This window comes from Hoeflea sp. AS16, from assembly GCF_038900095.1.
Taxonomy (GTDB): Bacteria; Pseudomonadota; Alphaproteobacteria; order Rhizobiales; family Rhizobiaceae; genus Hoeflea.
Map to the genome: position 1 here is coordinate 432,800 of NZ_JBBMQQ010000001.1, position 13,991 is coordinate 446,790.

Annotated in this window: 10 protein-coding genes; 3 read left to right on the forward strand and 7 right to left on the reverse strand. The window is 61.4% G+C overall.

Going from position 1 to position 13,991, the window contains the following annotated elements:
- Nucleotides 1-147: 147 nt before the first annotated feature.
- Nucleotides 148-2,166 carry a CocE/NonD family hydrolase gene (locus WNY80_RS02035; protein ID WP_342885671.1) on the forward strand — a complete coding sequence of 673 codons (2,019 nt, stop codon included), beginning with the start codon at nucleotides 148-150 and terminating at the stop codon, nucleotides 2,164-2,166.
- 24 nt (nucleotides 2,167-2,190) lie between these two features.
- Here the strand turns inward: WNY80_RS02035 and WNY80_RS02040 are convergent, their stop codons facing one another.
- Complete coding sequence (locus WNY80_RS02040; RefSeq protein WP_342885672.1) at nucleotides 2,191-3,207, reverse strand: alpha/beta hydrolase; 1,017 nt, start codon at nucleotides 3,205-3,207, stop codon at nucleotides 2,191-2,193.
- 14 nt (nucleotides 3,208-3,221) lie between these two features.
- Between WNY80_RS02040 and WNY80_RS02045 the strand changes: the two genes are divergently transcribed.
- Entirely contained in the window at nucleotides 3,222-3,941 is a 720-nt protein-coding gene (locus tag WNY80_RS02045) for an HAD family hydrolase (protein WP_342885673.1), read from the forward strand.
- A 33-nt stretch (nucleotides 3,942-3,974) separates the two neighbouring features.
- On the opposite strand, the gene WNY80_RS02050 is transcribed toward WNY80_RS02045, so the two are convergent.
- The 3 genes from WNY80_RS02050 to WNY80_RS02060 are packed head-to-tail and all read right to left on the reverse strand — an operon-like array spanning nucleotide 3,975 to nucleotide 7,482.
- The gene (locus WNY80_RS02050; protein WP_342885674.1) at nucleotides 3,975-5,594 is read right to left on the reverse strand and encodes an ABC transporter ATP-binding protein; all 1,620 of its coding nucleotides are present in this window, start codon (nucleotides 5,592-5,594) and stop codon (nucleotides 3,975-3,977) included.
- Nucleotides 5,591-6,505: an ABC transporter permease gene (locus WNY80_RS02055; RefSeq protein ID WP_342885675.1), complete on the reverse strand. Its 915-nt coding sequence runs from the start codon at nucleotides 6,503-6,505 to the stop codon at nucleotides 5,591-5,593. The genes WNY80_RS02050 and WNY80_RS02055 overlap by 4 nt, the downstream gene beginning before the upstream one ends.
- Complete coding sequence (locus tag WNY80_RS02060; RefSeq protein ID WP_342885676.1) at nucleotides 6,502-7,482, reverse strand: ABC transporter permease; 981 nt, start codon at nucleotides 7,480-7,482, stop codon at nucleotides 6,502-6,504. The genes WNY80_RS02055 and WNY80_RS02060 overlap by 4 nt, the downstream gene beginning before the upstream one ends.
- A 405-nt stretch (nucleotides 7,483-7,887) precedes the next feature.
- Here WNY80_RS02060 and WNY80_RS02065 point away from each other — a divergent pair, with 405 nt between their 5' ends.
- Nucleotides 7,888-9,495, forward strand: a complete 1,608-nt coding sequence (locus WNY80_RS02065) for an ABC transporter substrate-binding protein (RefSeq protein ID WP_342885677.1) — start codon at nucleotides 7,888-7,890, stop codon at nucleotides 9,493-9,495.
- 58 nt (nucleotides 9,496-9,553) lie between these two features.
- On the opposite strand, the gene WNY80_RS02070 is transcribed toward WNY80_RS02065, so the two are convergent.
- The 3 genes from WNY80_RS02070 to WNY80_RS02080 form a co-directional block, all read right to left on the reverse strand.
- Nucleotides 9,554-10,018: a PACE efflux transporter gene (locus tag WNY80_RS02070; RefSeq protein ID WP_342885678.1), complete on the reverse strand. Its 465-nt coding sequence runs from the start codon at nucleotides 10,016-10,018 to the stop codon at nucleotides 9,554-9,556.
- Between the two features lie 221 nt (nucleotides 10,019-10,239).
- Nucleotides 10,240-11,823 (reverse strand): indolepyruvate oxidoreductase subunit beta family protein, encoded by a 1,584-nt coding sequence (locus WNY80_RS02075; protein WP_342885679.1) that lies wholly within the window; start codon nucleotides 11,821-11,823, stop codon nucleotides 10,240-10,242.
- Nucleotides 11,824-11,826: 3 nt separating this feature from the next.
- Nucleotides 11,827-13,974, reverse strand: a complete 2,148-nt coding sequence (locus tag WNY80_RS02080) for an indolepyruvate ferredoxin oxidoreductase subunit alpha (protein WP_342885680.1) — start codon at nucleotides 13,972-13,974, stop codon at nucleotides 11,827-11,829.
- Between the last annotated feature and the right edge of the window lie 17 nt (nucleotides 13,975-13,991).

Sequence of the window (13,991 nt, forward strand, 5' to 3'; positions counted from 1 at the left end):
AAGGGCGTCGGAGACTATCCGCAACCCGATCTTACGCCCGGTCCCCAATAGATTGGTTCCGTTTGGAAAACTTGCCAGCTGGAGCATTGCGCGGACCTGTTCGGGCATGACAGGGTCCTGCTTGTCCAATTGCGGGAGAGACATGCCATGGCGTCATTCATGCCGGAAACACAGACGGTGTTTGAGCGCGAGATCATCGAGATCGAGGACCAGCCGATCGAGATGCCCGATGGTTGCCGGTTGTCCGCCCGGATCTGGATGCCGAAGGATGCGGCTGAACAGCCTGTCCCGGTCATTCTGGAGCACTTGCCCTACCGCAAGCGCGACGGCACCATTGTTCGCGATAGCCTGACCCATCCCTGGATGGCGGGGCAGGGCTATGCTTGCATCCGCGTCGACATGCGGGGAAACGGCGATTCCGAAGGTCTGATGACGGACGAGTACACGCCGCAGGAGTTGCAGGACGCCTGTGACGTGATCGCCTGGGCGGTGGCCCAGCCCTGGTGCTCGGGAACAGCCGGGATGATGGGAATTTCATGGGGCGGGTTCAACTCGCTGCAGGTTGCGGCGCTGAGACCGGCTGCGCTGAAGGCGATCATCACCATCTGCTCGACCGCTGACCGGTTTGCCGATGACATTCATTTCAAGGGCGGGTGCCTGCTGGGTGAGAATTTCGGCTGGGCAGCGAACATGCTGTCCTACTCGTCACGTCCGCCCGATCCCATGCTGATGGGACCAGGATGGCGGGAGATGTGGCTCAACCGGCTCAAGGAAATGCCGTTCTTGGCGCGCGAATGGATCTCGCGGCAGGCGCGGGACGATTACTGGAAGCATGGGTCGGTCTGCGAAGATTTCGGTGCGATCGATGCCGCGGTGCTGTCGATCGGCGGCTGGCATGATGGCTACCGCAACACGATTTCCAACCTGGTCGAGAACCTGGAAGCTCCGGTCAAGGGCATCGTTGGGCCGTGGATCCACAAGTATCCGCACTATGCCGGGCCCGAACCGCGGATCGGTTTCCTGCAGGAAGCCAAGCGCTGGTGGGACCACTGGCTCAAGGGCATCGACAATGGGGCCGAAGCCTTGCCGGATTACCGGGCGTGGCTGATGGACAGCATTGCTCCCGAGCGGTGGGTGGATGAGCGTCCGGGCCGCTGGATTGCGGAGCAGGACTGGCCGTCCGCGGGAATTGCCAGCACCGAGTTCGAGCTGGGAGACGGAAGCCTGGGGCGGGGGGCGATGACCCGGCCAGTGGCTGTCTGCTCACCGGTCGATTGCGGCAGCCAGGCGGGCGAATATTTTCCCTTTGCCTATGGACCGGAATTGCCGGATGAGCAGAGCCCCGACGATCTGAAATCCGTCTGCTTTGATGGCGAGGTGGTTGACGCCCCGCTCGATATCGTCGGAGCGCCGCGGCTTGTGATCCGCGCCCGATCGGACAAGCCGATGGCGCAAGTGGCTGTCCGGCTGTGTGATCTGCGTCCGGATGGAACCTCGGCGCTGATCACCATGGGGGTTTTCAACCTGACCCACAGGACCTCCGCGGAGACACCGGAGCTGCTGACACCCGGAGAAGGGTTTGACGCGACAATAGCGCTTGACCAGATCGCCTACCGGATTCCCGCCGGTCACCGGCTGCGGATTGCGGTCTCGACCAGCTACTGGCCGTTCATCTGGCCCGCGCCGGAACATGCCACGGTGACGCTTGAAGCCGGTACGCTCGAGCTTCCCTGCCGTACGGTGCTGGCGGACAAGAATGAATGCAGCTTTGAAAAGCCGGTTGGAGCCGAGCCATGGCGCCATGAAAACCTCAGGCCATCCGCCTCGACGCGAACAACCGAAACCGATGCCGAAACCGGTGTTGTCACCACATCCATCTTCAATGATGCGGGCGAGAACCGCGATCTCGGGCACGGGCTTGTCTCCGGCAGTACGACGCATGAGCGCTGGTCGATCCATCCGGACGATCCGTTGTCGGCCACCGTCCATATCCGCTGGGAGCAGACCGGCGGACGCGACAGGTGGTGGACCAAAACAGTCACCGAGATGGACATGCGCTGCGACAAGGACTGGTTTTACATCACCGGGAAACTGGTGGCGACGGAGAATGACACGGTGATGTTCGACAAGGAATGGGACGAGCGGATTGCACGCCGGTTCGTTTGAGCCGGGGGGAAATCTGGATGGGGTTCAGTAGGGCCATTCGCCTGCGCCGAGTGCCTTGAAGCCGGATATCATCCGGGTGAAGCTTTCACGGGCACGGCTGACCGAATGTCGTGCCCGAAGATAGCCGTGGACAAGCCCCTTTTCCTCAAAGCAGACTGCCCGGCCTCCGGCCTTGTTCAACCGATCGCAATACTCCGGGGCATCGCCCGAGAGCGGATCGCATTCGCCGGTGATGACAATGGTCGGCGGCATGCCGGAGAAATCGTCTGCTGCAAGCGGCGTGAAGGAAGGATCGTCCATCGGGGAGGTTCCGCCTGTCCGCAGGCTGTCATAATAGAGCACATCGGCGGTGGTCAGCATCGGTGCCTTGGCATGGCTGACGAAGCTGCCCTTGCTGGTGTCCGCGCCAAGCAGCGGGTAAATCAGCAGCTGTCCTGCCGGCTTGTGATTGTCGCTGCGTGTCGCCCATGCCACTGCGGCGGCAAGATTGCCGCCGGCGCTGTCGCCGGCAAGGATCACCGGACGGTCGCGTTTGCCTGCAATGAAGCGGAATGCCGCAAGCGCATCGTCAAACTGGGCCGGATGCAGATGTTCGGGCGCCAGACGATAGTCAACAGCGACCACCTCGTATCCGGTTTGGTCACAGATCTCGGCGCAAATGCTGTCGTGGCTATCAAGCCCGCCAAGAATGAAGCCGCCGCCATGCAGATAGACCACCGTTGCCGCAGGTGCGGCGGAGTCTGGCAGGTATTCGCGCACCGGTATTGGCATGGCCGGGCCGGGGATGGAGAGGTCACGGACCGACACGCCCGAGGGGCGGCCGGCGTCGAACGCCCTGCACAATTCGTCATAGACGCGGCGCTGGCCCTGATGATCGAGGCTGGTCGCGGTCTCGGGGTAAAAGGCTGCCGATTTGTCAATGAATGCCCAGGTTTCGTCGTCAAGCAGGGTATCGTAGGGGGCGGGGCGCAATGGCGTGTCCTTCTCGTTTGAAAGCTTGGTGTTGACGCCCATGCAATCGCGGGGCACAGCTTGTGTCAAACCGGAAAAGCATCATGACATGGAAATTGGGTAATGAGATCAAGGCAATCCTGTTCGACAAGGATGGCACGCTGATCGATTTTGACAAAACCTGGGCCAAGATCAACCGCAAGGGTGCGCTGATTGCAGCGGATGGCGACGCGGCGCTCGCCGACATCCTGCTTGTCGAATGCGGGATGGACCTTTCGACCGGGAAGACCCGGGCAGACAGCATGTTCGCAGCGGCGAATGCCAGCGAGATCGCGGCGCACATGGTGGCGCATGGCAGCCCGTTCGAGCCGGAAGAACTGATGCGGCGGCTCGACCAGACCTTTGTCGAGGGAGCTGAATCACCGTGGCCGATATGCGACCTCAAGGCCCTGATGCAGACGCTTGCCGGGGCCGGACTGTCCCTTGGCATCGCTTCAAGCGACGGGGAAGCCAGCATCCGCCGCACGGTCGAGGTGCTCGAGCTGTCATCCGAAATCGATTTTATCGCCGGCTACGACAGCGGGTACGGCCCGAAACCCGAGCCGGGCATGCTGCTGGCCTTTGCCGCGCACCTGGGACTGGAACCGTCGCAGATCGCCATGATCGGCGACAACGGCCACGATATGGAGATGGCGCGGGCGGCGGCGGCGGGCGCTGCCATCGGCGTGTTGTCGGGAACCGGCACGCGCCAGACCCTTGAGGCGTTGGCGGATGTGCTGATCGGATCGGTGGCGGATCTGCCTGCGCTGCTGGCCGCACGATAGCTTGTGCGGCCCCAAGGCACAGGTGGGGGCCGCTCAGTCGTCGCGATGTTCGAGCAGGTTGGTGAGCCAGTCGGGATCCATTTCCGGCACCGATGACAACAGCAGCTTTGTGTAGTCGGGGTAGGGCGGCGACAGGATCTCGCTCTTGAGGCCCTGCTCGACAACCTCGCCTTCGAGCATCACCACGATCTCGTCGGAGATCGCCTTCACCGTGGCGATGTCATGGGTGATGAACAGGTATGTGATGTTGTATTTCTTCTGCAGCCGCAGCAGCAATTGCAGGATGCCTTCCTGCACGATCTGGTCGAGCGCCGAGGTGACCTCGTCGCAGATGATGACATCCGGTCTGGCAGCCAGTGCGCGGGCAATGCAGATGCGTTGCTTCTGGCCACCGGACAGCTCGGAGGGCAACCGGTCCATGAAACTCTCGTCGAGCTCGATCATGTCCAGTAGTTCGAGGATGCGTTCCTCGCGCGCTTTGCCTTTAAGCCCGAGATAGAACTCCAGCGGCCGGCCGATGATGTCCTCGACAGTCTGACGCGGGTTCATCGCCGTATCGGCCATCTGGTAGATCATCTGGATTTGTTGCAACTGTTCCTTGCTGCGATCCTTCAGAGCGGCTGGAAGCGGCTCGCCGTTGAAGAGCACTTCTCCGGCCGATGGCGGCAGCAGGCCGGTGATTACCCGTGCGGTGGTTGACTTTCCCGATCCGGATTCGCCGACAACTGCGACGGTTCGCCCGCGCGGAATCGACATCGAGACATCAAACAGCACCTTCACGTCGCCATAGGCGGCGTCGACATTGTTGATCGACAGGACGATATCCTCGCCCTTGACCTCTGGCTTTTCCAAAGCCCGGACCGACCAGAGCGACTTGGTATAGGCTTCCTTGGGTTCGGTCAGCATTTGCCGGGTCGGGGCCTGTTCGACCTCTTCGCCGTAGCGCAGCACCTTGATGACGTCGGCCATCTGCGCAACCACGGCCAGATCGTGGGTGATGTAGATCGCAGCGGTGTTGAATTCCTCGACGATGTTGCGCATCGCGGCGAGAACCTCGACCTGGGTGGTGACATCGAGCGCGGTTGTCGGTTCGTCAAAGATGATCAGATCCGGGCGCGGTGACATCGCCATGGCCGTCATCACCCGCTGCAGCTGTCCGCCCGAGACCTGGTGCGGATAGCGGCTGCCGATGGTTTCCGGATCGGGCAATTGCAGGGCGCGGTACAGTTCCACCGCATCGGCGCGCGATTCCGCATCGGGGCGGATGTGGCGCCGGTTGGCGGCTTCCACGGTCTGGTCGATCAGCCGGTGTGCCGGGTTGAAGGATGCCGCGGCGGATTGCGCCACATAGGCGATGCGGGTTCCCCACAGCGCCCGTTTTTCCGAATCCCTGGCCTTCACCAGATCGATGCCGTCGAACATGATCGAGCCGCCGGTCAGCTTGCAGCCGGGCTGGGTGTAGCCCATCGCGGCCTTGCCGAGGGTGGACTTTCCCGCGCCGGATTCGCCGATCAACCCAAGAATTTCGCCGCGCCTGAGCGTCAGGTCGACGCCCTTGATGATCTGGTGCCAGCTTCGGTCGGAATAGCCGTCGATGCGGACATCGCGCATTTCCAGCAGGATTTCGTTGTTGGGTTCTGAGGTATCTGTCATTCGCGAAGACCGCTCGTTTTCTGCAGGAACCAGTCGACGATGAAGTTGACGGCGACGGTCAACAGCGCAATCGCGGCAGCCGGCAGGAGCGGCGTGATGGCCGCTGTCATGTCGTATTTGGCGAACTGGATCAGCGAGGCGTTTGCACGCACCATCGAGCCCCAGTCAGCCGTTGGCGGCTGGATGCCGACGCCGAGGAACGACAAGGCGGCAATGGTCAGGAAGACGAAGCAGAAGCGCAATCCGAACTCGGCCACCAGCGGCGGCATGATGTTGGGCAGGATTTCCCGGCGCATGATCCAGCCAAGGCCTTCGCCGCGCAGTTTGGCTGCCTCGACATAGTCCATCACCGCGACATTGACAGCGACGGCGCGGGTGAGGCGGAACACGCGGGTGGAATCGAGCACCGCGATGATCATGATCAGGCTGGTGATGGTGGAGCCGAAGATCGACAGCAGCATCAGCGCGAAGATCAGGCTTGGAATGGCCATCAGAACGTCGACGACGCGGCTGAGCCCCTGGTCGAGCCATCTTCGGTTGATTGCCGCCACCAGGCCCAGTCCGCCACCGATCAGGAAGGAGAGAAAGGTGGTTGCCAGCGCAATGCCCATGGTGTTGCGGGCGCCGTAAATCAGGCGGGTGAGAACGTCGCGGCCGATCTGGTCGGTGCCGAAGAAGAACTCGTCTCCCCATGGTGCGAAGGGAACGGGATGGATCTCGGCTTCGCCATAGGGCGCGATGACATCGGCGAAAATCGCCACGAGGATGTAAAGCGAGACCACGATCATGCCGAACCAGGCACTTGGCGGGGCGGATTTCATCAGAAGGCCGAACCGCTCGAGGCGGCTGCGGCGTTTGCGGACTGCGCCGACTTCTGCTGACGCTGTGTAGGTGTCTGGTTGCTCGCTCATCTGGGGTGCAACAATCGCGGGTTGGTGACAATGCCGATGATGTCGGCGGTCAGGTTAAGCAGGATGTAGGTGGCTGCGAAGATCAGCGCACAGGCCTGGACCACGGGAATATCGCGGCTGGTCACTGCGTCGACCATCAGCTGGCCGACGCCGGGATAGACGAAGACCACTTCAACCACCACCACGCCGACGACCAGGTAGGCGAGGTTGAAGGCGATGACGGTGGCGATCGGCGCCCAGGCATTGGGCAGGGCGTGCTTGAGGATGATCTCGGAACGCGAGGCCCCCTTGAGCCGCGCCATCTCGATATAGGGACTGGCCAGCAGGTTGATGATGGCCGCACGGGTCATGCGCATCATGTGTGCGACAATCACCAGGGTCAGCGTCAGCGCGGGCAGGGCCACGCGATAGAGCCGCTCGCCGAGGGCGGTCGATGCATCGATGTTGGCCAGAGAAGGAAACACCGGCCACAGCGAGGCCAGGAACAGGATCAGGATGTAGGCAACGAAGAATTCCGGTGTCGAGATGGTGGTCAGCGTCACCGCATTGACGATTCGGTCGTAGGCCGTGTTGCGGTAGAGCGCTGCCGTCAGTCCCAGAAACAGTGCCAGAGGCACGGCGATCAGGGCTGTCACGCCAGCCAGAAACAGCGTGTTCCAGAGCCGTGGCATGACCAGGTCAACGACCTTGCGCGAGCGGTCCTGTCCGGATGCGTTGCGGCCCGAGAAAGATGTTCCGAGATCGCCCTGAAGCACGGAGCCGACCCACTCGAAATAGCGGACCGGTGCCGGTTTATCGAGGCCCAGTTCCTTGCGGAAGGCGGCAACGGTTTCCTTGGTGGCGGCCTGACCGAGAACCGCTTCACTGAAGTCTCCGGGCAGCATTGAAATGGAACTGAAGATGATGGCTGAGACGACGAAGAGCGTGGCTATGCCCATCCCAAGTCGTTTCACAATGGTCGACAGTACTGCATTCAAATGCGCATTCCCCTTGTTGATTTATGGTCTTGTCGCCATTTTCCCGGGGTCTGCTGGCCAAATTGCTATCAGCGGCCCGGTACTGGTCCTCATTGTTGACCAGCAATGTTGCGTTTGTAAACTGGCTAAGCAGATAATACAAAAAATGTGCAGAGGATGAATTGGTGACTCAACTCCGGCCGGGCTGCCGGGGATGAAATCCGACATGCTGACATCTGGCTATAACGATAACTTACGCTTTGCCCTTACATTTTTCGGTCTTGGGGTTTAAAACCTGACAGTATCATTGCGCCGGTCCGGCCGTTGGCGAACCTTGCCAGCGAGACAGGCCAGGCGAGGATTTCTGGTGTTGTGTTTTGCGCAATGCCGACAATTATAAATTTTGGGAACCTAACGGAGAATACCATGAGAGACGAATATCTTAAGAAGCAGGCACGCTGGCTCAGCGAAGGCCAGATCGGCCGCCGCCAGTTCATCAAGGCTGCCATTGCCGCAGGTCTGGCCGTGCCATCCGCTCTGACGCTGGCCACCGACGTGCTCGCCGCAACGCCCAAAAAGGGTGGCAAGCTTCGCTTTGGTTCGTCCTACGGTTCGACCACGGATGCGCTTGATCCCGGCACGTCTGAAAACGGCATGTCGCAGGCCATCAACTATGCCCGCGGCAACCAGCTCACCGAAGTGGGCAATGACGGCAAGCTTATTCCCGAACTTGCAGAAAGCTTCGAAGCCTCGAACGGCGCCAAGACCTGGGTCTTCAACCTGCGCAAGGGTGTGGAATTCCACGACGGCAAGACCATGACTGCCGACGATGTGATCGCGACTTTCAACTATCACCGCGATGAAAATTCCAAGTCGGCTGCCAAGGGCCTGCTGACCGCGGTCAAGGAGATCAAGAAGGACGGTGACAACCGGGTGATCTTCGAACTTGAAGGCGGCAATGCCGACTTCCCGTACATCGCTTCCGATTACCACATCATGATCATGCCTTCGGTCGATGGCCAGATTGAAGATGCCAACAGCCCGATCGGTACCGGCGGTTATATCATCGAGAGCTACGAAGCCGGCGTGCGCACCATGATGAAGCGCAACCCGAACTTCTTCAAGGAAGACCGCGCGCATTTCGATGAGGTGGAATTCATCACGCTCGCCGATACCACTGCGCGGCAGAACGCCATCATGAACGGCGATGTCGACTTTATCGACAATGTCGACCCGAAGACGGTGGCTCTGCTCGCCCGGGTGCCGACGCTTGATATCCTTCAGACAACCGGCACGCAGCATTACACCTTCCCGATGCGGGTCAATGCGGCTCCGTTCGACAACTATGATCTGCGCATGGCGCTGAAATACGCGATCAAGCGCCAGGAACTGGTCGACAAGATCCTGCTCGGTCACGGCAAGCCCGGCAATGACGTGCCGGTCAACGCCTCGATGCCGTTCTTCAACACCGAACTGCCGGTGCATGAATTCGACGCCGAAAAGGCTGCCGAACACTACAAGAAGTCCGGCCATTCCGGCGCGATCCAGTTGTCCGTCTCCGATGCCGCCTTCCCGGGCGCTGTCGATGCGGCCCAGCTGATCGCGGCATCCGCCAAGGAAGCAGGGATCGAGATCGAACTGGTGCGCGAGCCCAGCGACGGTTACTGGTCCAACGTGTGGAACAAGAAGCCATGGAGCGCCTGCTACTGGAGCGGCCGCCCGACCCAGGACTGGATGTACTCCTCGGCCTATACGGCCGATACCGAGTGGAACGACACCGCCTGGAAAACCGGCGAATCCGCAGACAAGTTCAACGAACTGGTTGTCATGGCGCGGTCGGAAACCGACGAAGCCAAGCGCAAGGACCAGTATTGGGAAGCACAGCGCTTGCTGCAGGATGATGGCGGCGCCATCGTCTCCATGTGGGCCAACTTCATTCATGGCCATTCCAAGGCGCTGGCGCATGATGAAAATGTTGCAGCCAACTGGCAGGCCGACGGTGGCAAGCTGGCCGAACGCTGGTGGTTCGCCTGATCCCAGGCTTTGACTGAAAACCATTCGGCCGCGGAGCAATCCGCGGCCGTTTTGGTTTCTAGGCGGTCTCTTGCCGCTTTGCCGCGGTGGAATGGTGTCCGGACTGATTGAGCGCGGGAACCGGAAATATCAGGTCATAGGCCCAATTGAAGGCAAAGGCGTAGAGCAGGTAGAAGACCGCGAACGAGATATCCATCAGGAATGCCTCGAGCAGGCTCATGCTCAGATACCAGGCGATGAACGGCAGCAGCACCAGCAGCAGCCCGGCCTCGAAGAGCACGGCATGGAAAATGCGGACGACGATCGATTTTTGCACACGGCCATTGATCCGGAGCAGCGCATGGTCGAACATCAGATTGTAGAGATAATTCCAGCCGGTGGCGATCGTGGCGCTGACGACGGCGACGATGCCAATGTCATCGAGTGGACGCCCGAATATCCAGGCTCCGAGCGGTATGACCAGAAAAAGCGCGATGATTTCAAAACTCAGCGCGTGACGAATTCTATCCTTGGTGGTTCTCATGGAGCTCCCCGAGCAATTATCGGGTCGTCCCGAACACTGTTCCCGGATGGGGGAGGTCGTCCTCGCTTGCCGCCCTATGTAAGATCATCAGTGCTGCGCTGCAAGAGATTTCCGGCCACCCGGCATCGAACTGTCTTGACTGAAGACGGTTCGATGCCGGGGTCCGAAATGGATAAAAAGCATTTTATCAAAGACTTGCGGCAGCTTGCAGCAAGATCGATTCAGTTTTGCAGCGCGGTCTCGTCCTGGCTGGCGAAGGAGCGGACGGTCTTGAGTGCGCCTTCAAGCTGTTCGCCTTTCTCATCGGCAAGGGCGGCTTCGCGCAGCAGACGGCACCAGTGGGCGGCATCGTCACGGCCGGCAAGCAGGGCCACTCCGTCCATCACCCGGTCGAATTTCGACAGGCCGCGCGCATGGGTGTCCGAGTACCCCTTGACCAGGCGGCGGTTGCGCAGGGTTTCGACGCCCAGCGCATAATCGATCTTGCGATAGGTCAGGGCCTTCCCGAGCCAGTTTTCCAGGTGCTCTTTCTCGATGGCGTGACGCAGGGTGCCGCGCCGGTACCTGCGCAAGCCGCCAAGCACGTAGAGCTGGGCGAAGGGCAGGAGCCTGTCGGTTCTGAGTCTGCGGCCCTTGTTGAACACCCGGTCGATCAGCCGCATGCTGCGCTGGCTTTCCGACAGTTTGCGGCCCAGCCGCGGGGGCATCATGCCGACGATTTCCTCGGCGCGCGGATGCATGAACTCGGTGAGTTTCATCTGTGCACCCTTCGCCGGGGCAATTTCGCTGCGCACCCGGGCGAAACGGCTGCCACGGGTCTTGAGGTCGGCAACGCGGAAGACGTCATCATAGGCCATTGCCTTGGCGATGTATTTGGCGGCTTCGAGTGTCAGCTCATGGCCCTTGGCCTCTTCGTCCTGGGCCAGTACATCCTCGAGCCGGTCAAGATATTCGGCGCCGTAATCGAGATCCTGGAAATCGACCACCGCGCGCAGGCCCGTCAGCGCCATGTCGCGCACCGCGCCGGGCATGGCGGCAGCACGTGCTTCAAGCTTCGCCCACTGCTCAACCAGGTGTTTCGGGCCTGCGGGCGTGTTGCCTGCAGCCGGTTTGGACTGTCCGGACGAGGGGCGTTCGATCTTGCCTCCGGCGGCGGCTTCAAAGCCAGCGGCAAAGGCGCGCAGGCTGGCTTCGACACCGCGTCCGGAGGCCTTGATCGCGGCTTCGAAACTTTCCCGCTCGAACGGCAGGGCGCCTGAGCCGGCCAGCGCGCCAAACAGGCTCGCCGAGATCATCGATCCGGCATCGACTGCCATCTTCTCCATGTCGAAGGCGATGAAGCGCTGCGCGGCAATTTCGGCTGCGGCGATCACTTCCTCGGAATCGGCAATGCCGTCGCCGGGAACGGTCTTCTCCGAAACGGCCAGCGCCCGGTGCGAGGAGGCGATCAGCGTGGTCCGGTCCGGGGTGACAAAGCCACGCATGATGGCGCGGCCGGCCTCCATCATTTCAGCGGCAACCAGAATGTCGACGTCACCGGCGGCGGGCATCAGCGAGAACACCGGCTGACGTTCCTGGGCCGGCGCCATTTCCATGTAGTAGATCGTCGCCCCGGTGCGCTGGGCGACACCGGCCACCGATGTGGCCTGCACCACATAGCCGTTGCGATGGGCGCAATCCTCGATCCAGTTGGTCAGGACGCCACCGCCCTGGCCGCCCACGGCCATGATCGCCAGCTTGATGATCTGATCAAGCGCGGGATCGTGCGCTTTGGATTGCAGTGCTGTTTGGGTTTTGCTTGCCATGGATCAGGTCCGGACGAATTCGATGCGGCCGCGGGAGCGGCGGTTTTGCAGCCAGGCTATGGTGCGGCTGGTGAAGGACCCGATCGTGCGTTCGAACCAGCCCGGATTGTGCACGACATCGGCGCGGAAGAACGAGGGGCAGAGCACGGCGGCATCGGCCACTTCGCCGCAATTGCCGCAGCCGACGCAACTCTGGTCGATGCTGGCGACCGGATCGTCCCTGAGCGGGTCATCGAGTTTCTTGAGCGACAGTGACGGACAGCCCGACAGGCGGATACATGCGTGATCGCCGGTGCAGATGTCCTCGTCAACGCCAAAGCGCGGCTTCTCGACACGCCGGCCTTCCTTGATGGCCTTGTTCATCAGCGGCTTTTCACGGCGCTGCTTGTTGAGCATGCATTCCGAGGAGGCGACGATGACCTTCGGGCCGACATGGTCGGTGGTCAATGCCTCTTTCAGGATCTCGCGCATCTTCGGCACGTCATAGGTGCGGTCGAGCTGGCGGACCCATTTGACGCCGACACCCTTGACGGCATCGGCGATCGGATGACCGGTGGCCTTGGATGCATTGTCGGCGCGCGAGGACAGGATGTCCTGACCGCCGGTGGCGGCGGAATAGAAATTGTCGACAATGACGATGACGCCGTCGGACTTGTTGTAGACCGCGTTGCCGATCGAGGATGACAGGCCGTTGTGCCAGAACCCGCCATCGCCAAGGATGGAGATCGAGCGCTTGTCGCCGCCACCGTCGAAGGCGGCGTTCGAGGCCGGGCCGAGGCCGTAGCCCATGGTCGAGCCACCGATCTCGAAAGGTGGAAGGCTGGCAAACAGATGGCAGCCGATGTCGCCGGCAATCTGGTGCTTGCCGAATTCCTGCTCGGTCATCTTCAACGCGGCAAAGATCGGACGTTCCGGGCAGCCGGTGCAGAAGCCCGGCGGGCGGATCGGCACGGTCTTGGAGAGATCGGGAAGTGCCGGCTTCTCCTCGGAGTTGGGGGCGCGCAGGCGGGCAGGCAGCAATTCGGGCGCTGCTTTCTTCAGGAAAGCCTCAAGGCCGTCGAGCATGACCTGGCCGGTATACTCGCCGGCCATCGGCAGCATGTCCTTGCCGTGCAGGCTGATGGTGCGGCCGGTCTTGTAGAGGGCTGCGCCCAGCGCCTGTTCGATGAACTCGGGCTGGCCTTCCTCGACCACCAAGACAGCAGACTTGCCTTCGCAGAACTCGAAGAACTCATCATTGACCAGCGGGTAGGTGACATTGAGCACGTAGAGCGGGATCTCGGTGTCGCCGTGGATGTCGGCCAGGCCGAGGCGTTGCAGCGCCCGGATCACGCCGTTGTACATGCCGCCCTGCAGAACGATGCCGACAGGCGCTTGCTTGGGGCCGAACATCTCGTTGAGCTTGTGCTCGACGATGTATTTCTGCGCCGCGGGCCAGCGATTGTTGATCTTGTCGTGTTCCTGCATGTAGGACATCGGCGGCAGCACGACGCGGGCATAGTCGCTGCGCGGATTGGCCAGCGCGTCCTTGACGGTGAAGGGCGGGCGCTTGTTGTCCCTGGCCGCGAAACTGCCGGTAACATGGCAGGAGCGGATGCGAACCATCAGCATAACCGGGGTGTTGGTGGCCTCCGACAGCTCGAAGCCCTGATGCACGGACTGGACGATGGAGGGCAGGTTGGGGCGCGGGTCGAGCAGCCACATCTGCGATTTCATCGCAAAGGCGTGGCTGCGCTCCTGCATGATCGATGAGCCTTCGCCGTAATCCTCGCCGATGATCACCAGTGCGCCGCCGGTGACGCCGGATGACGAAAGGTTGGCCAGCGCGTCGGAGGCGACATTGACGCCCACGGGGCCCTTGAAGGTGACAGCGCCACGAATCGGGTAATGCACGGAAGCCGCAAGCATCGCGGCCGCTGCCGCCTCGGAGGCATTGGCCTCGTAGCGCACACCGAGTTCGGTGAGAATTTCCTCGGCGTCGGCAAGCACGTCCATCAGGTGGCTGATCGGTGCGCCCTGATAGCCTCCGACATAGCCGACGCCGGCTTCCAGAAGCGCTTTGGTCAGCGCCAGAATGCCTTCGCCGGAAAAGGTTTCACCTTCCCCGACCTTGAGTTTCTGGACTTCCTTGGCGAATGAACGTTCAGCCATGCTGTGTCTTTCCCGTC

Coding starts and splice junctions, on each gene's coding strand:
- WNY80_RS02035 (WP_342885671.1), top strand. CDS start 148: ATGGCGTCATTCATGCCGGAAACACAGACGGTGTTTGAGCGCGAGATC.
- WNY80_RS02045 (WP_342885673.1), top strand. CDS start 3,222: ATGACATGGAAATTGGGTAATGAGATCAAGGCAATCCTGTTCGACAAG.
- WNY80_RS02050 (WP_342885674.1), bottom strand. CDS start 5,594: ATGACAGATACCTCAGAACCCAACAACGAAATCCTGCTGGAAATGCGC.
- WNY80_RS02055 (WP_342885675.1), bottom strand. CDS start 6,505: ATGAGCGAGCAACCAGACACCTACACAGCGTCAGCAGAAGTCGGCGCA.
- WNY80_RS02065 (WP_342885677.1), top strand. CDS start 7,888: ATGAGAGACGAATATCTTAAGAAGCAGGCACGCTGGCTCAGCGAAGGC.
- WNY80_RS02070 (WP_342885678.1), bottom strand. CDS start 10,018: ATGAGAACCACCAAGGATAGAATTCGTCACGCGCTGAGTTTTGAAATC.
- WNY80_RS02075 (WP_342885679.1), bottom strand. CDS start 11,823: ATGGCAAGCAAAACCCAAACAGCACTGCAATCCAAAGCGCACGATCCC.
- WNY80_RS02080 (WP_342885680.1), bottom strand. CDS start 13,974: ATGGCTGAACGTTCATTCGCCAAGGAAGTCCAGAAACTCAAGGTCGGG.